The following is a 25,631-nucleotide window of genomic DNA, read 5'->3' as shown; positions in this document are numbered from 1 at the left end:
GAGCCTGACCATGACTGTTCTCAGCCGTTTTTTATTGGTCCTGGGTGTATTGCTCGCCGGCGCTTGCGCCCAGCAGCCCGCGCCTTACACGCCTCCCGCCGAACGCCCGGTACCTGTGCGTGAAGCGCCGTGGCCGAAAAACCACTTCCTGGGGATTGCTTACCACGATGTCGAGGATCGCGACCCCGACCAGGCCGTGGTGGCGGTGCGCACCGAGCGTTTGATCGAACAGCTGGCCTGGCTGCGCGAGAACGGCTACCAACCGGTCAGCGTCGACCAGATCCTGGCTGCGCGCAGCGGCGGGCGTGAGCTGCCGCCCAAAGCGGTGATGCTTAGCTTCGACGATGGCTATTCGAGCTTTTACACCCGTGTACTGCCGATTCTGCGCGCCTACAACTGGCCGGCGATCCTCGCCCCGGTCGGCTACTGGATCGACACGCCGCTGAACAAACCGGTGGACTTCGCCGGCACGCCGCGTGCCCGTTCCGACTTCCTGACGTGGGAACAGGTGCGCGAAATTTCCAAGTCGAACCTGGTGGAAATCGCCGCCCACACCGACGCCAGCCACACCGGCATCCTGGCCAACCCCCAAGGCAACCTCGAGCCGGCTGCCGCGACGCGTCGCTATGACGCCGCCACCGGCAAATACGAAACCGAAGCTCAGTTCCAGGCGCGCATGCGGGCCGACGTCACCGCCATTACCAATAAACTGCGTGCGGTCACCGGCAAAGCTCCGCGCGTGTGGGTGTGGCCGTACGGCGCCGCTGACGGCACTTCGCTGGCGGTGGTGGGCGAAAACGGCTACCAGATGGCCCTGACCCTGGACGACGGCCTCGACGACCTCGCCAACCTCAAGAGCAGCCCGCGCTTTTTGGTGGCTTCCGACCCGGACGGCGAGCACTACGCCAACGCCATCGTCGGCACCCAGTCGCGAACCTCCATGCGCGTGCTGCACGTGGACCTGGACAACGTCTACGACCCTGACCCGGCCCAAGAGGCACGCAACCTCGACCAGTTGATCCAGCGCGTGGTCGACATGGGCGCCAGCACCGTGTTCCTGCAAGCCTTCGCCGACCCCAAGGGCGACGGCCTGGTGCACTCGCTGTACTTCCCCAACCGCCACCTGCCGGTGCGTCAGGATCTGTTCAACCGTGTGACCTGGCAACTGCGCACCCGTGGCCATGTGGCGATTTACGCGTGGATGCCGGTGCTCAGCTTTGCGCTGGACCCGACGTTGCCACGCGTCACCCGTTGGGACCCGAAAACCGGCCAGGTCGGTATCGACCCCGACCAGTACAAACGCCTGTCGCCGTTTGATCCGAAAGTGCGCCAGCAAATCGGCGAGATCTACGAGGACCTGGCGCGCAACACCTCGATTGACGGCGTGCTGTTCCACGACGACGCGCTGTTCTCCGACTTCGAAGACGCCAGCCCCGCCGCGCTCAAGGCCTATGCCGCCAACGGCCTGCCGAACACTATCGCCGCACTGCGCGATGACCCGGCCGTGATGCAACGCTGGACCCGCTTCAAGAGCCGTTACCTGATCGATTTCACCCAGGAACTGATCGGCAAGGTCCGCGCCATCCGTGGGCCGCAGGTGCAGACCGCGCGCAATATCTTCGCCGAGCCGATGCTCAACCCGGCCAGCGAAGCGTGGTTTGCGCAGAACCTCGATGATTTCCTCCAGACCTACGACTGGACCGCGCCGATGGCCATGCCGTTGATGGAAGGCGAGACGCTGAAAAACTCCAATGCCTGGCTGGAAAAACTGGTGGCCACCGTCAAGGCCCGCCCAGACGCGCTGTATCGCACCGTCTTTGAGCTGCAAGCCAAAGACTGGCGTACCAAGGATGCGCCGAATATCGACGGCGCGCAGATGGCCGAATGGATGGGTGTGCTCAAACGCCAGGGGGTCAGGAGTTTTGGTTACTACCCGGACAACTTCCTGGAAAACTCGCCGGACCTGAAGACGGTACGTCCGGCCCTTTCCAACCAATGGAACCCTTGACCATGTTCGACAGAATCCTGGCTTTATTCGTGTTGGCGCTGGTGCTGGGGGTGCCCCTTGGCTTGATCTTCCTGGTCACCGGGCAGTTCCTGATGGACTTCGTGTTCTTCTACCCGCTCTTCATGTCGGCGTTGTGGATCGCCGGCGGCCTGTACTTCTGGCTGCACTGGGAGCGCCACTGGCCGTGGAAGGAAGACACCCCGGCGCCAACGCTGGCCGGCAACCCGCTGATTTCGATCATCATCCCTTGCTACAACGAGGGCGATAACGTTGCCGACACCATCCACGCAGCACTGGACCAGCTGTACCCGAACATCGAAGTGATCGCGGTGAACGACGGTTCCAAAGACAACACCGCCGCCGTGCTGGATGCCCTGGCCCTGGAATATCCGCGCTTGCGCGTGCTGCACCTGGCGCAGAACCAGGGCAAGGCCGTGGCCCTGCGCATGGGCGCCGTAGCGGCACGCAGCGAATACCTGGTGTGCATTGACGGCGATGCCTTGCTCGATAAAAACGCGGCGGCCTATATGGTTGCGCCGATGCTCGACAACCCGCGCCTGGGCGCCGTGACCGGCAACCCGCGTATCCGCACGCGTTCCACATTGATTGGCCGGGTGCAGGTGGGCGAATTCTCTTCGATCATCGGTTTGATCAAACGCACCCAGCGTGTGTTCGGGCGGATCTTCACCGTGTCGGGTGTGGTGGTGGCGTTTCGCAAGAAGGCGCTGGACCGTATCGACTACTGGTCCACTGACATGATCACCGAAGATATCGACGTGAGCTGGAAGCTGCAACTTGATCACTGGGCGATCTTCTACGAGCCCCGCGCCCTGTGCTGGATCCTGATGCCTGAAACCGTCGGCGGCCTGTGGAAACAGCGCCTGCGCTGGGCCCAGGGCGGCGCCGAAGTACTGTTCAAGAACATCCGGGGCATTTGGCAATGGCGCCATCGCTACCTGTGGCCGCTGCTGTTCGAATACTGCCTGTCCACCGGCTGGGCCTTCACTTTCCTGCTCTCGGTAATTTTCTGGGGCCTGGGTAAATTCATGGTGCTGCCACAGGCGATTGCCGTGGACTCTTTGGTGCCACCGGCGTTCACCGGCCTGGTGCTGGCGATGGTGTGCCTGTTGCAGTTTGCGGTGAGCATCCTGATTGACCGGCGCTACGAGAAGGACCTGTGGAAAACCCTGTTCTGGACCGTGTGGTACCCGATGGTGTTCTGGCTGGTCAGCTTGTTCACCACCCTGGTCAGCTTCCCCAAAGTGCTGTTTAACCAGCATCAGAAACGCGCGCGCTGGGTCAGCCCGGACCGCGGCATCAAACCCCGCGAAGAGGAGGCGTGATCATGAAACTGGTCAGAACTCGCCAGAACACCGTGATGTGGATTGTCGACGTATTGCTGACATTGCTCGCGTGGGCCGGGCTTATCTGGCTGCTGGTGCGCGGGATGAGCGCAATGCTCGAAACCCATGGCGGCCCGCGCCTGGAAGCGCCGATTTTTGCCGCGCTGAATACCCTGCAGATTTACCTGTGGATTGCCCTGTTCAACGCGGTGATCCTGATCAGCTGGGCACGTTACCAGCAACGCCGGGGGCGCAAGTTCGCCCAGCGTCGCGCCGAGGCCAATGCGCTCAGTGACAAGCACCTGAGTGAAAGTTTCAACCTGGGAGACGGCCACCTCGAGCAGTTTCGCAAGCCAGGTGTGCTGGTGATCCACAACGACGAGGAGGGCGGTGTGGAAGCTGTTAAATCGCACGTATCCCGTGATGTGGAGCGCCCGGGGCTGACGCTGGTGCCGGGGCAGGAAAAAGACAAAGGCGCCGGTTGAGAACCGCAAAGGCATAGAGATTCAAATGTGGGAGCTGGCTTGCCTGCGATGCGGGCGGCTCGGTCTGTCAGTCAGATTCGGGTGATGCAATCGCAGGCAAGCCAGCTCCCACATGAGCCAGCACACACATTTGATCCGCGTTGTCTTGAATACCGACAAATGGGATCCAATTCACAAAACGCCCGCGAACTTTTCCGGGATCTCCGGTACTAACCTATCTCGACACGAACTTGATGGCCAACTAATGGCAATTATCCGTTCTTAGTCGAAATGCCATCAAAACAGTAGCCGCCTGTCGGAATAATAATTCCCGTAAGACCGTTCCTGTCTTTTTGATGATTATTTATTGTTATTAATCAAAGGCTTGCAGAGTTAACGAGTACGAAAGTCCAACTAGCCCAGTTTCTTGGATCAGTGGAAGTTCGATGTTAGTTTGCCGCCCCTTGATTTTCGATGGATCGAACATGTCTTCGTTATTGCCACGGACTCGGTATTTGCTGTGCACTTTCCTGCTCGTTTGCCTGGGCCTGAACAGCGCCATCGCTGCCCCCACGCCTGGGGATCAAGACCTGATCCGCGACCGGCAGAACCGCCTGCTCGAAGAACAGCAGCGTCGCCTCGAAGAACTCAAGGACCTGCCGGGCAAAGAAGCCAAGCCCCAGGCCCCGGCCACGCCTGCGGACACGCGCTGCTTCCCCATCAAAGACATTCAACTGCAAGGCGCCGACAGCCTGCCGGCGCCGGACCGCGAGCGCCTGCTCAAGCCCTATGTTGGCCAATGCCTGGGTGTGTCGCAGCTCAATGACCTGCTCAAGACCATCACCGATTACTACATCGCCAAAGGCCGCGTCACCAGCCGTGCCTACCTGCCCCAACAAGACCTTTCCACCGGCCACCTGCAAGTGCTGGTGGTCGAAGGCAAACTCGAAGCCCTGAAAAGCGCCGAAGGCAGCAGCGTGACTGACCGCGAACTGGCCATGGCCTTTCCGGGCAAGGTCGGTGAGGCGCTCAACCTGCGTGAGGTCGAGCAACTGGTGGACCAGTTGAACCGCCTGCCCTCCAAACAGGCGCAAATGGAGCTCACGCCCGGCAGCCAGATCGGCGGCAGTGACGTGGTGGTCAAAAATACCCCGCAAAAACCCTGGCGCGCCAGCCTGTCGCGCAACAACGACGGCCAGAAAAGCACCGGTGAACAACAGTGGGGCGCGGGCCTTGAGTGGGACAGCCCGCTGGGCCTGGCCGACCAACTGGTGTTGCGCGGCGGCCACGATGGCGTCAGCGACCACCAGAAAACTTCGAAAAACAGCATGCTCTATTACAACGTGCCGTGGGGCTGGTGGAACTTCAGTTACACCTACAGCGAGAGTGATTACCGCGCTCTGGGCTATGCCGACACGTTCAAGTTCAAGCAGTCGGGCGACAACCAAAACCACCAGTTCCGCGCCGAACGGGTGATCCACCGTGACGACGTGAGCAAGACCTCGCTCAACGCCGGCGTTGCGCATCTGCGCACCAACAACTACATCAACGATGAGCGGCTCGGCGTCAGCAGCCAGCGCCTGAGTGAGTTGCAGCTGGGCATTAACCACGGGCGGCGGATCGGTAATTCATTCGTCAACATCGACCTGGGCATGCAAAACGGCATCGGCGCCTTCGACGCGCAAAGCAATCATCAAGAGCGCGACCCCCAGGGCAACCTCACGCCCAATGCGCGCTACCGCAAGTACACCGCCACCGTCAGCTATTTGCAGCCGTTCACGCTGTGGGGCGAGTCGTTCAGCTTCTCCAGCCTGGCGACCGGCCAACGCAGCGAAGACGTACTGTACAGCCCCCAGCGCATGAGCCTCGGCGGCTCGGCTTCGGTGCGCGGTTTCAAGGACCAGCAGCTCACCGGCGACAGCGGCGGCTACTGGCGCAACGACGTGCGCTGGGCGCGCCCGGTGACCTGGGCCTGGATGCGCCCGGCCTTTGCCGAATACGGCGCCAGCGTCGGTTACGACCAAGGCGTGATCAGCAACGGCCGCTACAACGGCGAAGTGCACGGCCGGGTTTCCAGCAATTCGCTGGAACTGTTCGCCCGTGGCAAATACGTCAGCAGCAGCGTGACCTTTGCCCATTCTCTGGAACGCCCGGCAGTGATGAGCGAGCGCGAAGCGCCGATCTACTTCCGCATGGACTTCTTCCTGTAATTCAACGCCCCGCCGCAACGAGAATCTGAAAATGGATGTTCGCCACTTTGCCTTCCTGGCCCGCCAACCTTCTGCTGCGCTGAAGCCGCGAGACACGTTCTTCGGCCTGCCCAAGCGCGGCCTGGTGCTGATCCTGGCCAACGCGCTGTTCTGGCAGCCGTTGCTGGCCCAGGCCGAAGGCATCGTGGTGAGCAACCCGGCCACCAGCCTGGGCCAGGCCGGCAATGGCGTGCCGGTGGTGAACATCGCCACGCCCAATGGCAGTGGCTTGTCCCATAACCAGTTCAAGGACTACAACGTCGGCCCCAACGGCGTGATCCTCAACAACGCCACGGGCGCGGTGACCAACACCCAGCTCGGCGGTTATATCGTCGGCAACCCCAACCTCAAGGGCGGCGCCGCCAGCGTCATCCTCAACGAAGTCAACGGCGGCAGCCCCAGCCAGTTGCGCGGCTACACCGAAGTGGCGGGGCAGTCGGCCAAGGTCATCGTGGCCAACCCTTACGGCATCACCTGCAGCGGTTGCGGCTTTATCAACACGCCCAACGTGACCCTGACCACCGGCAAACCGGTGCTCGACGCCAACGGCCAACTGCAGCGCTACCAAGTCGATGGCGGCGCCGTGACCATCGACGGCGAAGGCTTGAACGCCAGCAACGTCGACCGCTTCGAAATCATCACCCGCTCGGCCAAGATCAACGCGCAGATCAACGCACGCGAACTGGCGGTGATCGCCGGGCGCAATGACGTCGATGCCAAGACCCTCAACGCGACCCCGCGCGCCAACGACGGCAGTGCCAAACCGGAGCTGGCGATTGACTCGTCTGCCCTGGGCGGCATGTACGCTGGTGCGATCAAACTGGTGGGCACCGAAGCCGGTGTGGGCGTGAAGCTCGACGGCACGCTGGCCGCCAGTGGCGGCGACATCCAGCTGGATGCCAACGGCCACCTGAGCATGGCGCAAACCGCCGCCACGGGTAACGTGCGGGTCAACGCGCAGAGCGTCAACCTGACCGACAAGGTCTACGCCACCGGCAATGTGCAGGTCACCAGCGCCGAAGCATTGGTCAACCAGAAGAGCATCGCGGCCGGCCAACGCATCGAGCTCAACGCGGCCAACCTCACCAACGCTGGCATCATCGAAGCCGGTGTGGCCCCGGACAACAGCCGCAACGCCACTGGCGACCTGGTGGTGAACGCGCAGACCGTCAACACCACCGGCAACCTGCTGGCCAGCCGGGCATTGGCGATCACCGCCGCACAGGCGCTGACCAACCAGGGCAGCATCATCCAGGGCAAAACCGTCAGCGTCAGCACGGCCAGCCTGACCAATCAGGGCGCCACGGCGCGGCTGTTTGGCGAGCAAACGCTGGCGATCAGTGCGCCGGCCATCGTCAACCTTGGCGGCTTGATTCGCTTCGGTGAAGGCCAGGCGGCAACGCTGAACAGCGCCTCGCTGGACAACCGCCAGGGCCGCATTGAAATGGCCGGTGGCAGCCTTGTAGTCAACAGTGCTGCGCTGAACAACAGCGGCGGGCAAGTCGTTGCCAACGCCCTGACGGTCAACGCCGGCAGCCTGAATAATCAGAACGGCGTACTGGTTGCCGGTGCGCTGACGGTGAATGCCAGCGACCTCGACAACAGCCTCAAGGGCCTGATCCAGGCTGACAACGGCGCGCTGAATCTCACCGTCGCCAATGCCTTCAACAACCATCAGGGCTTTGCCCAGGCCAGCACCGACCTCAGCCTCAACGCCGGCAGCCTGAGCAGCAACGCCAACGGCGTGCTGAGCGCCAGCACCGGCAAGCTGAACCTCGTCACCGCCCAACAGCTCAACAACGCCCAAGGCCACCTGCAGGCCGGGCTGGGCAATGTCGAGCTGCACGCGGCGAGCCTGGGCAACCAAAGCGGCGTGATCGTCGGCAAGCAATTGCTGCTCGACGTGACCGGCGGCGGTATCGACAACCGCGCCGGCCGCGTGCTCGGCGACCAACTCGATGTACGCGCTGCAAGCCTGGACAACCGCGACGCAGGCCTGCTGGGCGGTGGCGCGCAAGGTGTGAGCCTGTTGCTCCAGGGGCCGGGCCAATTGCTCAATGCTCAAGGCCGCATTCAGAGCGAAGGCCTGTTGCAGCTGCACGGCGAGCGCTTTGATAACAGCGCGGGCATTCTGCTTGGCCAGTCGGTGGAAGTGACCGCGCAGTCCTTCACCAACAGCAACAAAGGCGCGCTGGTCAGCGATGGCGGCGACATCACCTTCAACGTCAGCGACCTGCTGACCAACGCCGGCGGCACCCTCGATGCCGGTGAACGCAGCATTCTGGTCAAAGCCCTGACCACCCTCGACAACAGCGGCGGCACCCTGCGCGGCAAGCGCCTGGACATCACCGCGCAACACCTGAACAACGACGGCGGCCAATTGCTCGCCGGCAACCAGGGCGTGAGCTACAGCGGCCAGGACCTGTCCAACCGCAAAGGCCTGATCCTCAGCGGCGGTGCGCACACCCAGCTGGACACCGGCAGCCTGGATAACACCGGCGGCACCGTGCAAGGCGACACCCTGACCGTCACCGCCAACTCGGCAGATAACGGCGCCGGCGGCCTGATGGCGAGTCTGGTCGGCAACCTGCAATTGACCGTCGAAGCCCTGGCCAACCGTGGTGGCAAGCTGTTCGGCAAAGAACAAGTGACCGTCAGCGGCAACACCCTCGACAACAGCGCAGGTGGCCAGATCAGCGGCAAACAGCTCGCCCTGACCTCACGCGACACCCTGACCAACAAAGGCGGCCTGATCGAAGCCAATGAAGGCCTGACCCTCAACGGTGGCAACCTCGACAACAGCGCGGGCGGCCAACTGCGCGCACTGACCGGTGCCAGCAGCCGCATCACCCTCAGCGGCCAGGTGAACAACCAGAACGGCACCCTCGAATTCGGCACCACCGCGTTCAGCCTCGACGCTGCCAGCCTGAATAACCAATCCGGCCAGTTGCAGCATGCCGGTGCAGGCCTGTTCCACCTCAACACCGCCAGCCTCACCGGCAGCCAGGGCAACATCAATGGCATGGGCACGGCGGATTGGGCCTTCGGCAACGTCGACGGCCTGGGCCGCGTGCAACTCAATGAAGTGCTCACCTACAAAAGTGCCCAGGGCCTGACCCTCAAGGCGGGCGACCGCATGGCCAGCGGCAAGGGCTTGATCCTTGACGTGGCCAGCCTGAACAACGGCGGCGAGTTGCTCAGCGACGGTGACCTGAGCATCACCACCCCCGGCGACATGACCAACACTGGCCGCGTGTCGGCCCTGCAAACCCTGACCGTCGCGGCCAATAACCTCAGCCAGAATGGCGGGCGCCTGGCGGCCACCAACACCCGGGTCAAACTGGCCGGTACCCTCGACAGCCTCGGCTTCCTCACCGCGCGCCAGCAACTGGATATCGCCGCCGCCCAGATCACCAACCGCGGCACCCTCGGCGCCCAGGGCGCGGTGAACCTCACGGCCGTCAACGGCATCAACAACGGTGCGGATTCGCTGCTGTTCAGCGGCGGCGACCTGACGCTGCGCGGCAACGGTTTCAGCAACGCCTATGGCGACGTGTACAGCAAGGGCAACCTGAGCTTTGCCGGTGTGGACGGCGGCAAGGCGGTGTTGTTCAGCAACCGCTCCGGCACCGTTGAAAGCGAAGGCTCCATCGGCATCAATGCGGGCTTTATCGAGAACGCCAAAGACCAGTTCGAATTGGCCCAAACCCTGACCACCGGCAGCTTGAGCTGGGTGTGCGGCCAGCACTGCGGCGAGAAAGACAGCTGGCGGCGCGGCACGATCACTCAAAACGAAACCTACCTTGAAGCGGCGGTCAAGGACTCGGCAGCGGCGCGCCTGGTGGCGGGCAAAGACATGGTGCTGCAAGGCGACAACGTGCAGAACCGCTACAGCCTGCTGGCCGCCAACGGCGACCTGAGCATCACCGCCGGTGACCTGCTGAACCAGGGCGCGGGCACCCGCACCGGGCAGCGCCAAGTGGTGATCGGCACACCGGGGCACGTCGACAAGCACCTGTGGGAACGCATGGAGTACATCGACGTGCCCGCGTTCAACAACGCCACGGCGGCCGGCAACTTCGACAAGGCGCGTTTTGAGGCCTTGAAAAGCCTCTCACCCAACAGCGAACCGTTCCGCCAACTGAGCGACGTCACCACCTGGACCGACAATGGCGGCCCAGGCTACGCCGCCACACTGCAAGCTGGTGGCACCGTCAACCTCAACGTCGCGCGCACCCTGCAAAACGGCACGCTGCACGAAAACACCCTGGCGCAACTCACCGGCACCCTCGGCGATGACCAGACCGGCATCCCCGTCGGCGGCATCAACATCAGCCTGAGCAAACACGCCAACGACCCGAGCGCCCAGGCCGCAGGCAGCGTGCTGCCGGTCGCCAGCGTCGCCCCCGGCGGCGGCTTCGTGCCCGTGGACTACACCGGCACGCCGTTCGCCGCCGTCGACCCGACCACCGCGCCCAACTTCCAGCTGCCCAAGGGTGAGTACGGCCTGTTCGTCAAAAATCCGGACCCGACCAGCCACTACCTGATCGAGACCAACCCCGAGTTCACCACCGCGTCGGGCTTTTTCAGCTCCGATTACATGCTCGGCAAACTCGGCTTCAACAGCGACAACGCCTGGCGCCGCCTAGGCGATGGCCAATACGAGACGCGCCTGATCCGCGACGCCGTGCTCGCGCAAACCGGCCAGCGCTTCCTGGCGGGCGGCCTGTACAGCGACGCCGACCAGTTCCGCTACCTGATGGACAACGGCCTCGCCAGCAAAGACGCCCTGCGCCTGAGCCTTGGCGTGGCGCTCACCGGCCAGCAAGTCAGTGCGCTGACCCACGACATCGTGTGGATGGAAAACCGCGTGGTCGACGGCCAGACCGTCCTCGTACCCGTGCTGTATCTCGCCCAGGCGGACTCACGCAACGTGCGCGGCAACAGCCTGATCCAGGGCCGCGACCTCAACCTGGTCACCGGCGGCGACCTGATCAACGTCGGCACCCTGCGCGCCAGCAACAACCTCTCCGCCGTCAGCAGCGGCAGCATCTACACCGGCGGCCTGGTGGAAGCCGGCAACAACCTGAGCCTGCTGGCCCAGGACAGCATCCGCAATGCCATGGCCGGCGAAATTCGCGGCAACCAGGTCAGCCTCGCCGCCCTCAAAGGCGACATCACCAACGACAACACCGCCATCCAGGTACGTGACGGCGCCGGCATGCGCACCCTCACCGACACCAGCGCCGGCACCATCGTCGCCCGCGAAAACCTTGCCATGGATGCCGGCCGTGACCTCACCAACCGCGGTGCACTCACCGCCGGCAAAGATGCCAACCTCACCGCCGGCCGCGACCTCAACCTGATCGCCGCCAGCGGCACCCGCGTCAAGCACGAGACCCGCGACGGCGGCGAAAAATACACCGTCACCACCGACGTCAAAAACCTCGCCGCCAGCGTCACGGCAGGTGGCGATATCAACCTGAAGGCCGGGCAGGACGTCAACATCATCGGCAGCAAGGCCACGACCGGTAAAGACCTGAACATCCAGGCCGGGCGCGACTTCAACGTGGCGTCGGTCAGCGACGTGCACAACGTCGAAGGCAAGGAAAAGGACGGCAAGAAACGCATCAAGACGGCGGATGAGCAGACCACCCAAGTGGCCAGCGTGCTGACGGCGGGCGGGGATTTTGTGAGCCAGGCCGGGCGTGACACCACGATTGTTGCGAGCAAGATCAGTGTGGGGAATGAGGCTTATCTGTATAGCGGGGATAAGTTGAGTTTGTTGGCGGCGCAGGACAGCACCTACACCCTCTACGACATGAAAAAGAAGGGCGGCTGGGGCGCGAAGGAGACCAAGCGCGATGAGGTGACTCGCGTTACCAACGTTGGCACTGAGATCAAGACGGGGGGTGACTTATCGCTTGTCAGTGGCGGCGACCAGTTGTATCAGCGCGCCAAACTCGACAGCGGTAATGACCTGACGATAGCCAGCGGCGGCGCGGTGACGTTTGAAGCGGTTAAAGACCTGCATCAAGAGAGCCACGAGAAGAGTAAGAGCGACCTGGCTTGGACGAGCGCCAAGGGTAAGGGTAATACCGACGAGACGTTGCGCCAGAGTGAGCTGAAGGCGCAGGGCGAATTGGCGATCAAGGCTGTTGATGGGCTGAAGATCGATATCAAGCAGATTGATCAGAACACGGTTAGCCAAACGATTGATGTGATGGTCAAGGCAGATCCGCAGTTGGCTTGGTTGAAAGAGGCCGAGAAGCGTGGGGATGTGGATTGGCGGCATGTGCAGGAGCTGCATGACTCGTTCAAGTACAGCCACTCGAGCCTGGGTCAAGGGGCGATGCTGGCGATCATCATAATAGTTACGGCGCTGACTGCGGGAGCCGCGAGTGGAGCGTTGGGAACCGCATTTGCAGGTGCCGGAACCGCTGGTACCGGAACGGCCATGGCTGCCGGAGGTATTTCGGCCACGACGGGCACCTTCGTAGCTGCGGGATGGGGCAATGTGATGGCCTCTGCTGCGCTGACTTCGGTAGCCAGTAACAGCGCAGTCAGCTTCATCAACAACGGGGGCAATCTGGGTGCAACCCTGAAGGACGTGACCTCCTCAGACAATCTGAAGAGCTATGCCGTATCAAGTGTTACAGCTGGCCTGACCTCCTCATATTTCGACGGATGGACCGGTACCACTACCGATACGGTGACCGGCAAAGTTACGGGCCCTGCACTCAATACGTGGTCGGGTGTGGGACAGTTTGCAGGAAACCAGGTCCTGCAAGGCGGCACGTCGACCTTACTCAATAAGGCATTGGGTCAAGGCGGCAGCGCGGGAGATGCGTTGAAAAACGCGCTGTTCAATACCCTTGCAGCTGCCAGTTTCAATGCAGTTGGTGACTATACGAAGGATGTATACGCCACCGGTACACCACAGAAAATCGCTATTCACGCGATGGTGGGTGGGCTTCTTGCCGAGATTACTGGAGGCGACTTCAAAACGGGCGCTTTGGCAGCAGGGGCCAATGAAGCCCTAGTTGGACATCTGAATGATTTGGTTAAAGGCGATCAGAACCTTCTAAGCATGAGCTCCCAACTGGTGGGCCTGCTCGCGGCTGCGTCTCAAGCGGACGGTGATGCCAGTAAGCTAGAGAAGGGCGTGTGGGTGGCGAAAAACGCCACGCAATATAATTTTTTGAATCATCTGGATGTTGTTGAATTAGAGGCAGCAGAGAAAGACTGTCATCCTCGTGGTACCTGCGATCAAGTCAAGAAAGAGTTCGACGCTCGCAGTGCAGCTAATTTGGCTCGTTTAGATAACTGCGAAGCAACACGTAATTGTGCGCAGATTCGAGCCGAGTTGGATGAGGGTTCTAAAGCGATCGTTGCGTCCATTGAACGGACTGAACCACTTGACCCAGGTGGCTCAGGTAACGATCTGGTTGCTAGTTACAGAGCAGTCAATGAGCAGGAGTGGACTAAGGCCGGTCAGCTTCACCTTAATCAAATCGCCAACTTGTGGTTGAACGGTGATCCTGAGTGGATGAAAGAAGGAGGGGCATACCTCGACCAAACTGGATTCAATCCATTTGGGATAAATGTGGTGCCTGGAATGCTTCCCGGCGGCGGCGCTGGAAGCATGGGAGCGGCGGGAACGAAGCCGGGCAGTCTTCCAAAAGAATCTATCGCCGAGACGAATACTCCAAAATGGGACACGCCTCAATCGCGAGTAGATGGTGAGTTCGGAGGTACTAATGGCGGTTCAGTTATCAGCAAGACGCCGGTGCAGACGGTGCCCAATCTCACTGAGCGTGGGACGCTTACTAACGTCTTTCCTACGGATCCTGCGATTGCACAGAGACCGGTAAGAACTCTTATTCAAGACGAGTCGGGGCGGTATTGGCTACAGGGACAAGGTGGGGGAAAAATTACCCCCTCAGGATCCTACGACTTTGTTACATTACCTGACGGAACTATTAAAGTTAGCAGGCCGAATACTAATGAGCATTTTTCAACGCATCTTGGGCTTAGCGGTGGAGGCGAAGTGAATTACGCTGGATCGATTCGCTTTGGGAATAATGATGGCCCGCAGCGAGGAAAAATAACTGGTTGGGATAATAGTTCAGGCCACTATCAGCCGCCGGCTACCTTAAAAGGTAACTCAGGCCTGCCGGACCAATCATTCAATCCAAGAAAATAGGTTAGATATGGACGCTCGGTTAACGTCACTTTGCAAAGAAATGTTGAAGATGAGCTCTGAACAGGCCGCAGCTTGGTTGATGAGTGAGTATCCTATCGATTCTGGAAATTGGAGTGAGGCCATGGTACTTCTACCTCACCGATCTTGGAAGAAGCCCGAACAGAAACGGCTAGCTGATTACTATTTTAAGAATGTCCCTTTTTCAAGCGGTAAGGGATATGAGGCGTTTGCCTCAATCATGTCGATTAAACTAATGATTTTATGTATCAAGAGCGCTGTGCCAAAGGATCCAGCCAGAAGTAATTTGATGCTCTATTACCTGATTCCGGTACTAGAGCGGTTTGCGAAAAATGAATCTGATCGAATAGCTATAAATGACTTTGTTTACAATGTTTCAGTAAAGTAAAAACAAAATAAGAGGCGGTTACGAGTAGTGCTATTTTTTTGCGCAAAAAAGAAAGGAGAGATGTTTAAGAGGAAAAAGGGGCAGATTTATTTAATGGAAGTGTTTTGTTTAATTTAAATAAGTCTGTCCCGGTTTTTTAATTTAGCGGCGGTAGGAAAATCACAGCAGCAGAAAAAAGGGAAAAGGGGACAGATTTATTTGATCGAGGTGTTTTGTGATTTTAATAAATCTGTCCCCTTTTTTGCTGTATTATTGAGAAGTAAGTGCTGACGGAAAAGTGATCGGGCCTTGGATTTTAGATAAATAGGTATCAGCATGTCGAATGATGTATGTGGGTATGTTTTTCCGCCGCCCAGCCCGGACGCTTGGACGGCTTTAGATAAATATATTTCAGAAAGCGATCTTGGGATATTTAAAATTAGCAGTTCTGAGTTGTTTAATTATCCACCTTACTTATTGCCAAGTGAAAAAACCTTTGTTTTTTTAATTGGAGATAGACCTGGGTATCCCAATGCCACGTATTTGACGGATTATAATCAGTATGATCCGCTGTATTCGGATATTGGGTTCCCTAGTGATCCGATAGAAAGAGTTGAAATTCTATTGGCGGCAATTTTTGAAATTATTTCGATTTGCAATTCTAAAAAAATTGTATTTTCAATTTCAGACAGTAGTCAAATAGAAACAATTAAGCAGGTTGATATTTCCGATGTTGCTGATGTTGTTTTATCAGACTTTAAGCGGGTCCAGGCACCTCCGGACACCTTGTACGAAGTTTTTATAGGAGTAACGTGAGTTGGACAGGGAGAAATAGGGGGAGCAGACCTCGATTAATGCAAAAGCGTATATTGATGGTCTGACCCCTTTTTTCCACTATTTTCAGGCTTGCCGGATCATTCATTCAATTCAATAAAATAGGTTTGATATGGACGCTCGGTTAACGTCACTTTGCAATGAGAAGGGGACAAATTTATTTAGTTAAAGTGTTTTTAATTTAAATAAATCTGTCCTTTTTTTGATTTTTCTCTTTTGCAAGATTTGCCAAGAGGAGGGAAATAATGTCATCCCTTTTAGATAATTGGTGTGCTTTCTGTGAAGGGCAGACTTATGTTGATAAGTCGCATTTTTTGGCTTTGTTCAAAATTCATGCTTCCTTGCCTGAGATTACTAAAACGACGCATTATTTTCCTCATGCCGAGAGTCTAGCGCTGCGCATAAGCGAAGTGATTCAGGTGGGGACACTAAAAGACAGGTTGTACCTGTTCCCAACCACTGATTCGACCGACTTTGAGTTGATGCGCAAAGGGAAGGCCTGGTTGCAAGATCAGGCAGATTTTTGTAAATCGCTTGGCGACAGTGAAATGTACGAAATATGCAGTCATGCAAAACTGGTTTACGGCGACAAGGATGATTTTAAGTCTTTTGACAAATTGGATACTCCAAGTAGTTGGATACTTGAGCTGGTGGGGGATCGGGTAAGGGATTCAAGGTTGCTCAAGACAGAGCAAGAATATGCATTGTTTGAGGCGCTTTATGGCGTTGCTGCTGACTATTATTTGGCGTGGTATATGGGGCAACCTTTGATAACGCTGGGATTCGATTTTCGCTCATATTTCGAATTCTGGCGCGCGGGGGGCGTTGGGTATCTCAGTGAAGATCGATTTTTGATATGCCGGAGATAACGTGGAAATAGGGGTCAGACCACGGTTTATATTAGTGATGGTCTGACCCCTATTTTCACTGGACCAGCTATAGGATAAACGCACAGGGCGAGTCACCAGGTTTTATAAGCCCGCATGCAGTTTACAAGGAGTTGGGTAGCGGCGCCGCACAAAGAGTCGAAGCGTACCGGTCTATATTCAAGGATCGGCTTTCACCTGAGTTGATAGAACAAATTCGATTTTCTACAAACGGCAATTACGTTTTGGGCGATCAAAAGTTTGCATCCGCGATCACGCAGGCATTAGGCAAAAGAGTTTCACAGGGTGTGTCAGGACGCCCAAAAAATGTGAGTTAAAAGACTAGAAAGAATGGTGGCCTGACCCCTATTTTCCTCAATTGATGGTAAGCGTCAAACTGTTCGCTTTGAAAATGAAGCTCGCAAGATTCCGGAGCATAAAGAATGATTAATGAAGATATAGAAATTGTAAAAAATATGTTTGCGCTGATTCAGTCGAGAATTGTTGAGGATTATGATGCCTTCAGATACGAAACTGAGGTGTGTGAAGGCTATATGGTGGAGGAAATTTCTATAGAGAAAAATGGGGCCGTAAATGATCATCCAGAAACGGATTTTAATGGGGCAATATTGTATCGTCTCGTCAAGGAATTGAAAGCTAGTGTTGCATCGCGCGGTGAGAACTGGCGTTCATTTGTGATGAGTTACAACGTCGGTGGTCAGGTGAAGACGAGCTTTGTCTATCCGTGAGTGCAAAATGGGGGGCAGACCACGGTTTTGCGTTTTTTTTTAGTTCCAAGAAAAGGGGACAGATTTATTCAATTGAAGTGTTTTGTTTAATTTAAATAAATCTGTCCCCTTTTTTAGTTAAGGATGGCGACCCGTGAACTACGAACGCAGATAGATAGTGGAGCCGTTCCAAGTTCCGCATTCACGGACGTACAGCTAAAAGCAATTCGAAAAGCAGTGAAAAATAGGGGTCAGACCACGCTTTATATTAATAGTGGTCTGACCCCTATTTTCCTCCATCAGGATACCGGTAGGATGCAACTGGTTCCCGAGGTTCTCCATAATGGTGCGCGCCACGTCGGGTGGGAATCGATGAGCAAGGGGCAATAAAATGATCGCAGGCGTAAGTTTTGATTCGTATTATGGTCAAGGTGATGCTGCTGAAATAGCAGCTTTTGAAAAATTGGCAGGCGTAGTTTTTCCTGAAAAATACAAAGAGGTTTCAATAGGGTTTAATGGTGCGTTTATTTTGAACAAGCCCGTTTTTAAGTTTTATAATCGTCTCCTCGGAGAAGATGTCACGAGCAGCGTCGGTATGTTTTTGCCTTTCGGTGAAATCGAGGGCTCATTTGAAACAATGGAGATGAAATATCAACATCCACCCGAGGATTTTGTTCAAGGTTTAATTATTTTTTCTGTGTTGGGTAATGGCGATGCGCTTTGTTTTGATTATCGTGAGAACCGTCAGTCTGAAGATCCAGGTGTCGTGATGTGGCATCATGAAGCATCCCCCGGTAGCGATGCCGAACTATCTTTTGTTGCTTCTTCTTTTTCAGCGTTTTTAGATATGCTTTTTGAGCGGTCTCCCGAATAGGAAAAATAGGGGTCAGACCACGGTTTTCTAAAAATGTAATTCCGGCTGGAACAAAGGTCTATTTCGGTAAAGTAGGTCGTCCAAAAAATGTGAGTTAAAAGACTAGAGGGAATTGGTGGTCTGACCCCTATTTTCCTACATCAGGACAGCGGGCGAATGCAATTGGTCCCCGAGTTGGTACATAAAAAACGGGTCACATAGGTGGCGAAGCGATGGGGGGTGGGATGTGATGATGAATTTTAAAGTGGTTGGTTATTATAGTGATGAGTTATTCGCTTTTGTATTAACTTGTCTTTTTTGCGGAGCTATAGAAAAGCAAGAGTTCAATGCGTGGTGTGCTCAGGCTGTTTCATTGAGTGAGGCGCCGGATTTCTTGTTTGATTTGATGAACTTCAATGATGAGATCTTCAAAATATATAAGGTGATTGGGTATGTGCCGCACTGGGAGCATTCTGACGCCTATGAATATGCACTATACGGCATTGCGGTCCGTCGAGGATTTGAACCTTATGATATGCCGGTATCCCCAGATGAAGCGCTTGCCAATCTTGATGCGTTGCCAGAGGTTAAAAGCATATTTGTTGAGGTATTTGACTTTATTAGTATTTGATTGAGAGAGAAGTGGTGTTGATGAAGGCGCAGGAAAAAAAGGTAGAAAAGGGGGCAGATTTATTTAATTTAGACCGAAAAATAGGATGGATTTATTTAATTGAAGTGTTTTGTTTGATTTAAATAAAGCTGTTCACTTTTTTGTGAAAGATAATATGGGGCTGGGGCATGTATAGGGAATGCTTGCCGAGGTCTGTCAGACGGAGAAAAAGTCAGAATTAAGGTGGTGGACTGATGGCTAAATTTGAAGAAAGTATCTATTTGTCGTATTCACAATTGTGCGTATTTTTGAGCTCTCTTGATGAACCGTATAACGACTGGAGTGATCAGAGTTTCAGGCAAGGTTTTTCTTGGCGGATAGGAAGTGTCTCCTTTAGAGCTTTAGTTGATGAAGGTGATCATAAAATGAATTTGTTTGTCAACGAAGAAGTTTCAGAGTTGAGCGCAGATGTGGTGAGAGCTTTTAAAGTTCCATTTGCCGTGAAAGAAAAAAATATTGAAATTGGTAGTGTCTCGGATGTTATCCCCTTAGAAATCCCTGATGGAGATTATACTCTTCAAGTCGAATTTATAAGCCCTCCCTCAAATGGAGTTCACGAAATTAATATCCGTTTGAATAGAGGTGTGTGTGGGTTTGAGGTGCTGAAGGCAGATGGTGAGGTAAGTGATGATAATTGTTTTGATGTCGGCGCGTTACCTGCAACATAGCTGCTGGGGATTCTCATTTTTCCCGGGTTTCTCAAATTTCTGAAGTCTGAGGAAAAGGGGGCAGATTTATTTAATTGAAGTATTTTGTTTAATTTAAATAAATCTGTCCCCTTTTTTGACAGCATCGCTCCAAAGTTGTAGCAAGAGAGATCTCCTCGAATAAGAAATAGGAGGAATAATGCAAGACTTCCAAGTATTCATTGGAAACAAAAAAACGGAAGGGGTGTTAAGTGGCTTGGCTGTTGTAGATGATCTTACTCTGCAAGCCTTAAGGAAAGGCCAGGAAAAACTGCCCGAAGATTATATTTGGTTTTTGAAGCATGTAGGATGCGGGGAATTAGAAGCGGCAGGCTTTATGCTTTACAACGGTATCTTAGGCGCTGAGGATGTATTCGATGCGGATACAGCAGATTCTCTTAAGGGGATTTTGATCTTTGGAGACGATATGCAGGGGTCGTGTATTGGATTCGATATAATCAACGATTGGATAGTAGTTAAAATAGACTCCTCAGATATGAGCCGCGAAGCGTCATATGACACATTTTCTTCTTTCATGTGTCACTTGTTAGGAAAGGGGGGCTAGGAAAAGGGCGGAAAAGGGGGCAGATTTATTCAATTGAAGTGTTTTGCTTAATTTAAATAAGTCTGTCCCCTTTTTTGGGCGAATACTTGGGCAAAATGGTGGTTTGACTCCTATTTTTCTTGAAATGAGGCAAACGCGATGAGTATCGAGCAGCAAGTACAAATTTTGAACAGTCTCACGCAAATTATGCATCGTTCGGCGCGTGGCCCGTATGAAGCGTTGAACTGCGAATTTGACTATGAGGCTTACGTCGGCGGATGGTCGGTAGGCTCTAAATATTCATTCGTCAGAGAGGGTTTATTTGTTAGCGAACTCTTGGATGACCCTGATGACGAGGCTTCTGACTGGGTTCATGCGCTGCATGAACTCATGAGGCAGCATACGGGTGGGGATTGGAAAAAACTGATCGTGGTTGTTGATTGTGATGGAAAGGCGAGCACGAAGTTTGCTTACTGATAAGTCGGACTCAGCAGCGGAGTAAGGGTCAGCCCCCAATTTTGAAAGCCTGGTGGTCTGACCCTTTAGTTACTCAGATTGGATCGGCGTTGAGCCTGCGACTGATGACGTCCAGCAAATCACACCCATCGCGCAGCGGAATGGCCAGCAAATGGGCGAAGTCTTGAAGCACTACGGCATCGCTGCTGAGCTGTTCGCGAAAGGCGAGGTTTTCCAGCAGTTGGGTGACGGCGCGAATGCGGAACACGGCGGCGTCGTGGAGGACGTCAAGGGGCGCCTGGGTGTCGATGAGCAAAGCGGAGACGGTGCAGTCGTGGCCCGTGAGGGGCATGTATTGGTTCATTTGAAACCTCGTTTTGATGGTTTGAGCCATCACCTGATCGTCGCCAAACGAATAGGTGGCAGCTGTACGCAGGTTGGCGAACCGGAAACGAGTAACCGGCAGACCCGAAGGTCTCCCGCGCACAGCCGCCATAACAGCGACTCTGCAGGTGCAAAAAAGCCTGCAAAAAAACGCAGAACGTTTTTGCACTCGTTATCGGGTCGCCAAACCCGATCGCCCTGTTTGGGCGACGGGCGGGACTATAAGCCCCCCACCCAAACCCACGCAAGGCGTTAAAGTAGTGGCACAATAATATCGCCTCATGTCATCGCCACCTTTGCCGACACATTAGCGATGACTCAACGCATCAACGCTCCCGCGCCTGGCAGTGGCCGGCGCTCCCAACTCCGTTTTGCCGTTACCTACAAGGAAGAAGTACATGATCAAGCTGTTCTGCAAAGCTGCTGTCGTATTGTCCCTGGCCACCCTGTTCGGCTGCTCCTCGACTCCGTCGGTGGAGAAGATGCAGGCCGACGTGGCCAACTATTCGTTGCCCAAGGCTGCCGTCGCCGACAAAGGTTTGGTGTACGTTGTGCGCCCGAGCAACGTCGGGATGATGGTGCGCTTCAACGTGTTCCTCGATGACAAGGAAGCCGACTCGGAGATGGGTTACAACCGCGGTAACCAGTACATCTATTTCTTCGTGACGCCGGGCCAGCACGTGATCAGCTCCAAGGCTGAAAACTGGGCCGACATGCCGATCAACGTCAAGGCCGGTGAGGTGGTTTACCTCAAGCAGGAAGTCGAAATGGGCTTCGCTGTGGCGCGCAACAGCCTTAAAGTGCTGAGCGATGTCGAAGGCCGTTATCTGGTCAAGGATGCGTCCCTGGGCACCGTGGCCAAAGAAAGCAAGTGATCTGAAAACACTTGGCACGGCCGGGCCCGGTGCTCGGCCGTTGTCGTGGTTGACTCCTCAAACATTAAAGGACTGATGTGAAAAACATTCTCTTCATACTCTTCACCACCCTCATCCTCGGCGGCTGCGTCAGCCAGCCTCTGACCCCCGAGCACCGCGCGCAGGTCAAAACCGTCAAGGTGTTGCCCGTGAAGTGGGAGTCGCAACAGATGGTCTACATGGGCCGCGAGCAAGCCTGGGGCGCGGCGGTCGGTGCCGGGCTCGGCGCGGGCGTCGGCATGGCGGCCGGGGCTTCGAAGGTTGGCACGGCGGCGCTGTCGGGCGCGGGTTTTGCGGCGGGCATGAAGGCCGGCGAATTGGCCGCGTTGCCGACGCCCACGGCGATTGTCGCGCTGGTCAACGCCGAGCAGATTGATGTGGGCGTGTTGCTCAAACAGCATTTTATCGAGGCGCTGAGCAAGACCTCGTCGCTCAAGGTGGTGGGCGACGATGAGCCTGCCGATGCGCAAATCCAGATGACCGTGACGGAGTGGGGCTTTCGCCTGACCCAGGGCTTCAGCAGCGTGGTCTACCCGACCCTCACCGTGCTGGCGCGCATGGACCGTGGCAGCGAGATGCTCTGGCAAACGGTCGAAACGGTTACGCCGTTCAATGGTCAGAACGTCTACGGCTATACGCCGGACACCTATCGCACCGACCCTGAAGCCTTGCGCCGTGCGCTTACGGGTATTACGCAAATCTCCAGCGGGTACTTGGTGAAAGAACTCAAGTAAGCGTGTTTCACCGGCTCCCGCGTGAGTCCCGTTGAAGCGGTCAGAGGATGACGCAAGATGGAAACATTCGACGAGACACCCCAAGCCTTGCTGGCGCGCAGGCTGGCCGAATTTGAGCGGTTCAGGTTCGAGCGCCTGCCGGTCTTGCATGAGTTTTGTGAGGCCCTTGGTTTCGAGGAGCCTCATGAGGTGTTGAATACACCCAAAAAATTTCTGGCCCGGCTGGACAGCGGTTTCCGCGACGCGGTCATCAGCGAAGAAAACAGGGCCTGGTTCATTACGCGGATTGGGTACTACATCGGCGAGTGCCTGGTGGTGGGTTACCACGGATATTGGTTGGTCGACGAAGACCCGGCGTCACCCGCGTTTGCCCGGTATGTCGTGGGTGGCTTTGCGTTTGAAGGCGTGGAGGCGCCCACCGTGGACCCTTTCAGCGTGGCGCAGCGCTACGCAGACACGCCCGCACCGAGGTTTCTGGCCGAGGAGATCAACAAAATTGCAGCGCTATGACTTTATCGAAGGCCGGTTGAATGCCCCGGCCGATGCCGGCTTTGTCGACGGCCTCGCCGCCACTTTGGGCGTCGCGCTGCCGCAGGACTATCTCGATTTCCTGAAGCATCACAATGGCGGCGAAGGTTTTATCGGCGAGGACTACTTCGTCTTCTGGCAGGCGCAGGAACTGGCGCCATTCAATCGTGATTATCAAGTTGAAACCTATGCGCCGGGCATTTTCCTGTTCGGCGCGGATGGCGGGGGCGAGGGGTATGGTTTCGACACTGAGGACGCTGCAATGCCGATTGTGCGTGTCCCGTTAATCGGCATGGAGCGCCAATATGCCGAGCCGGTTGCACAAAGCCTGAGCGAACTGTTCGCGCGGTCAGCCCCGTGAGCCTGCCTGCCATGCTCGCCGCGTGCGCCGACGGCAGCATTCCAGTGCCCATTTGCACCCTGGAAGCGCCCGCTTACTGGTACGTCTACCCGCCGGCGCTGAGCCCGGTGTGGAGCGATGGCAGCGGGCCCACTTACATCGGTTACTGGAAGCACTGGTTCGTGGAGCGCGAGCCGTGTTTCGTGGAGATGTTTGTCGATGGCGGCTGTATGGCCCGGGAAATTGCCCGGACCCCGGCGCAGTTATTCGCTGTGATCGCCATGCGCACCATCAGCCTTGATGACGGCGTGACCCCGGCGCTCGAGCAGTTCGCCAGCGCGGTGGGCCTGGATTGCCTGGCCGAGCTGGAGGCGCTGTCGCTGGAAGCAGGCGATGACCTGGCGGCGTTTGCCGCTGCCGAGGTGTTCAAAACCAGTACGCCGCTTGAAAGCATGCCGAGCAGCGCCCTGCCGTACACCGGCGATTTTCCCGACGCCTCGAACCCCGCGCCGGGCTGGTGGCAACGCAGTTGTTCCTTTGAAACCGCCTTGCAGGAAATGCCCGCTCCGCCGGGTGTCGAATTGCCGGGCTGGTTTGATCGGCAACAAAACAAGCAAGCACTATTTGAAGGCTTCCTGGCGTCGGGGCGGCTGGATTGCGCCTGGTTGACGCTGAACTCCACGGGCTGGTCGATTGCCGATGCGCGACGCGCGATTGTGCAGTTGCAGGCTCAGGCGCATGACGAAGCGTTCGATCTCTGGGTGGCTGCCTGGTTGGCGGCTGCCAGCGACGGTTTCTATTAATCGGGCCTAGCGGCAGCGCCTGAAAATGATTGCTCATGTGTATCCACCGCCTGACCCTGTGGGAGCGGGCTTGAACGCGATAGCCATAGGTATCTACACAACTTTAACTCTACGCATAAACCCGAGCAGATAGGGGTGTTGTGGTGAGCGGGCTTGTCCCGCGTTGGGCTGCGTAGCAGCCCCAAAGAGAAGAATGCGGTGGGTCAGGTACTCCAGCGCGTCCGGTTTTAGGGCCGCTTCGCAGCCCAACGCGGGACAAGCCCGCTCACCACAGGAAAATTCGGCAGCCCCTGAAAGTTGTGTAGATACCTATGCCGCGATAGCTGTGTGTCAGCTGCTGGAAATAGTGGCTGGTTTGCCACCTTCGCGGGCAAGCCCGCTCCCACATTTGGAGCCGTGTGTATCAGTAGAATATTCGCAGCACCGCCGAACCCTGTGGAAGCGGGCTTGCCCGCGATAGCGGTGTGTCAGCCGCTGGAAATAGTGGCTGGTTTGCCGTCTTCGCGGGTAAACCCGCTCCCACATTTGAGGCGGCGTGTGTCAGTAAAAAATGCTTATCCGAGCGTGCTATACAATTCGCGCCCGGGGCGCCACCGCCGTTGGGCGGCGATATTCCTGTGGGGACCGAAACCGCTTGAGTCCGACGGGCAACCCCGTAAAATGCCGCGGCACTAGCAACATGCCTCTTTTCATGGATGAATCAAGAAATGCGCCTCTCTGCTTTTCCCCCGGCTTGCCGCTTCACAGCGAACTGCCCCGCGCCGGTCATCCTTCCCAAGACATTTGCCTGTTGGCTCGACACGTTCGATGTTGATGCTGTGGGCCTTTGCGCACGCATTTTCAGCAAGGTCTGACAGCCGCGGCATCGGTGGTGGCGTAAATAACCTCCATCTCTCTGACCGACCTGCTGCAACTGCTGATTTCTCACCTTAGGAGCACCCTGTGAAAACACTCTCCAAAATCCTGCTGTCGGGCCTCACCGCCGCAGCGTTGCTGACCGTGGCCGGTTGCGCCACCGAGAGCAACCGCGCGATGCCGGTGGAACAAGTCGCCAGCGCCCACGTTGCCTACTCGGGCGTACGCGTACCGATTGCGGTAGGCAAGTTCGACAACCGCTCCAGCTACATGCGCGGCATCTTCTCCGACGGCGTTGACCGCCTGGGCGGCCAGGCCAAGACCATCCTCATCACCCACCTGCAGCAGACCAACCGCTTCAGCGTGCTGGACCGCGACAACATGGGCGAAATCTCCCAGGAAGCCGCGATCAAAGGCACCGTGCAAAAGCTCAAGGGTGCTGACTACGTGGTGACTGGCGACGTCACCGAGTTCGGCCGCAAAGAGACCGGCGACCGCCAACTGTTCGGCATTCTTGGCCGTGGCAAAACCCAGGTGGCTTACGCCAAAGTCGCGTTGAACATCGTCAACATCAGTACTTCCGAAGTGGTGTATTCCACCCAGGGCGCCGGTGAATACGCCCTGTCCAACCGTGAAGTCATCGGCTTCGGCGGCACCGCCAGCTACGACTCCACCCTCAATGGCAAAGTGCTCGACCTGGCCATGCGCGAAGCGATCAACCGCCTGGTAGACGGCATCAATGCCGGCGCCTGGAACCCGCGCAACTGATCGGCCACCCCCA

22 protein-coding genes are annotated in these 25,631 nt (G+C 56.6%); 21 read left to right on the top strand and 1 reads right to left on the bottom strand.

Going from position 1 to position 25,631, the window contains the following annotated elements:
• Window positions 1-10: 10 nt before the first annotated feature.
• From pgaB to AB4P94_RS05530, 15 genes are all read left to right on the top strand, one after another.
• Window positions 11-2,008 (top strand): poly-beta-1,6-N-acetyl-D-glucosamine N-deacetylase PgaB, encoded by a 1,998-nt coding sequence (gene pgaB / locus AB4P94_RS05600; protein ID WP_395609746.1) that lies wholly within the window; start codon window positions 11-13, stop codon window positions 2,006-2,008.
• A 2-nt stretch (window positions 2,009-2,010) separates the two neighbouring features.
• Complete coding sequence (gene pgaC / locus AB4P94_RS05595) at window positions 2,011-3,351, top strand: poly-beta-1,6-N-acetyl-D-glucosamine synthase (protein ID WP_395609745.1); 1,341 nt, start codon at window positions 2,011-2,013, stop codon at window positions 3,349-3,351.
• A gap of 2 nt (window positions 3,352-3,353) precedes the next feature.
• Window positions 3,354-3,836: a poly-beta-1,6-N-acetyl-D-glucosamine biosynthesis protein PgaD gene (gene pgaD / locus AB4P94_RS05590; RefSeq protein WP_395609744.1), complete on the top strand. Its 483-nt coding sequence runs from the start codon at window positions 3,354-3,356 to the stop codon at window positions 3,834-3,836.
• Between the two features lie 464 nt (window positions 3,837-4,300).
• Window positions 4,301-6,025, top strand: a complete 1,725-nt coding sequence (locus tag AB4P94_RS05585; protein WP_395609743.1) for a ShlB/FhaC/HecB family hemolysin secretion/activation protein — start codon at window positions 4,301-4,303, stop codon at window positions 6,023-6,025.
• Between the two features lie 31 nt (window positions 6,026-6,056).
• Window positions 6,057-14,270: a DUF637 domain-containing protein gene (locus AB4P94_RS05580; protein WP_395609742.1), complete on the top strand. Its 8,214-nt coding sequence runs from the start codon at window positions 6,057-6,059 to the stop codon at window positions 14,268-14,270.
• 49 nt (window positions 14,271-14,319) lie between these two features.
• Complete coding sequence (locus tag AB4P94_RS05575) at window positions 14,320-14,676, top strand: hypothetical protein (protein WP_395609741.1); 357 nt, start codon at window positions 14,320-14,322, stop codon at window positions 14,674-14,676.
• Window positions 14,677-14,991: 315 nt separating this feature from the next.
• Complete coding sequence (locus tag AB4P94_RS05570; protein WP_395609740.1) at window positions 14,992-15,471, top strand: hypothetical protein; 480 nt, start codon at window positions 14,992-14,994, stop codon at window positions 15,469-15,471.
• 263 nt (window positions 15,472-15,734) lie between these two features.
• Window positions 15,735-16,358, top strand: coding sequence for a hypothetical protein (locus AB4P94_RS05565; RefSeq protein WP_395609739.1), 624 nt, complete (start codon window positions 15,735-15,737; stop codon window positions 16,356-16,358).
• A 440-nt stretch (window positions 16,359-16,798) separates the two neighbouring features.
• The gene (locus AB4P94_RS05560) at window positions 16,799-17,104 is read left to right on the top strand and encodes a hypothetical protein (RefSeq protein WP_395609738.1); all 306 of its coding nucleotides are present in this window, start codon (window positions 16,799-16,801) and stop codon (window positions 17,102-17,104) included.
• A 123-nt stretch (window positions 17,105-17,227) separates the two neighbouring features.
• Window positions 17,228-17,473, top strand: a complete 246-nt coding sequence (locus tag AB4P94_RS05555) for an HNH endonuclease (RefSeq protein ID WP_395609737.1) — start codon at window positions 17,228-17,230, stop codon at window positions 17,471-17,473.
• Between the two features lies 1 nt (window position 17,474).
• Window positions 17,475-17,957: an SMI1/KNR4 family protein gene (locus tag AB4P94_RS05550; RefSeq protein WP_395609736.1), complete on the top strand. Its 483-nt coding sequence runs from the start codon at window positions 17,475-17,477 to the stop codon at window positions 17,955-17,957.
• Between the two features lie 229 nt (window positions 17,958-18,186).
• Window positions 18,187-18,567 carry a hypothetical protein gene (locus AB4P94_RS05545; RefSeq protein WP_395609735.1) on the top strand — a complete coding sequence of 127 codons (381 nt, stop codon included), beginning with the start codon at window positions 18,187-18,189 and terminating at the stop codon, window positions 18,565-18,567.
• Between the two features lie 233 nt (window positions 18,568-18,800).
• Complete coding sequence (comJ, locus tag AB4P94_RS05540; RefSeq protein WP_395609734.1) at window positions 18,801-19,274, top strand: competence protein ComJ; 474 nt, start codon at window positions 18,801-18,803, stop codon at window positions 19,272-19,274.
• Between the two features lie 178 nt (window positions 19,275-19,452).
• Complete coding sequence (locus AB4P94_RS05535) at window positions 19,453-19,857, top strand: SMI1/KNR4 family protein (protein WP_395609733.1); 405 nt, start codon at window positions 19,453-19,455, stop codon at window positions 19,855-19,857.
• A gap of 138 nt (window positions 19,858-19,995) precedes the next feature.
• Window positions 19,996-20,313, top strand: a complete 318-nt coding sequence (locus AB4P94_RS05530) for a hypothetical protein (protein WP_395609732.1) — start codon at window positions 19,996-19,998, stop codon at window positions 20,311-20,313.
• 73 nt (window positions 20,314-20,386) lie between these two features.
• On the opposite strand, the gene AB4P94_RS05525 is transcribed toward AB4P94_RS05530, so the two are convergent.
• Window positions 20,387-20,644, bottom strand: coding sequence for a hypothetical protein (locus AB4P94_RS05525; protein WP_395611301.1), 258 nt, complete (start codon window positions 20,642-20,644; stop codon window positions 20,387-20,389).
• 514 nt (window positions 20,645-21,158) lie between these two features.
• On the opposite strand from AB4P94_RS05525, the gene AB4P94_RS05520 reads away from it, so the two are divergent.
• The 6 genes from AB4P94_RS05520 to AB4P94_RS05495 all read left to right on the top strand — a co-directional run bounded on the left by AB4P94_RS05520 (window position 21,159) and on the right by AB4P94_RS05495 (window position 25,618).
• Window positions 21,159-21,551 (top strand): DUF2846 domain-containing protein, encoded by a 393-nt coding sequence (locus tag AB4P94_RS05520; RefSeq protein ID WP_169876735.1) that lies wholly within the window; start codon window positions 21,159-21,161, stop codon window positions 21,549-21,551.
• A 77-nt stretch (window positions 21,552-21,628) separates the two neighbouring features.
• Window positions 21,629-22,324, top strand: a complete 696-nt coding sequence (locus AB4P94_RS05515; protein ID WP_395609731.1) for a hypothetical protein — start codon at window positions 21,629-21,631, stop codon at window positions 22,322-22,324.
• Window positions 22,325-22,381: 57 nt separating this feature from the next.
• Entirely contained in the window at window positions 22,382-22,834 is a 453-nt protein-coding gene (locus AB4P94_RS05510) for a hypothetical protein (RefSeq protein ID WP_395609730.1), read from the top strand.
• On the top strand, window positions 22,821-23,213 hold the full coding sequence (locus tag AB4P94_RS05505; protein ID WP_395609729.1) for an SMI1/KNR4 family protein: 393 nt from the start codon (window positions 22,821-22,823) through the stop codon (window positions 23,211-23,213). The genes AB4P94_RS05510 and AB4P94_RS05505 overlap by 14 nt, the downstream gene beginning before the upstream one ends.
• Complete coding sequence (locus tag AB4P94_RS05500) at window positions 23,210-23,995, top strand: hypothetical protein (RefSeq protein ID WP_395609728.1); 786 nt, start codon at window positions 23,210-23,212, stop codon at window positions 23,993-23,995. Before AB4P94_RS05505 ends, AB4P94_RS05500 begins: the two co-directional genes overlap by 4 nt.
• 942 nt (window positions 23,996-24,937) lie before the next feature.
• A complete protein-coding gene (locus AB4P94_RS05495; protein ID WP_395609727.1) occupies window positions 24,938-25,618 on the top strand; it encodes a CsgG/HfaB family protein in 681 nt (226 codons plus the stop codon).
• Window positions 25,619-25,631: the final 13 nt, after the last annotated feature.

Origin of the sequence: Pseudomonas sp. B22129, from assembly GCF_044218875.1 — a bacterium.
Classification (GTDB): Bacteria; Pseudomonadota; Gammaproteobacteria; order Pseudomonadales; family Pseudomonadaceae; genus Aquipseudomonas.
The sequence above is the reverse complement of the archived record's forward strand: the minus strand, read 5'-3'. Positions and strand labels throughout refer to the sequence as shown.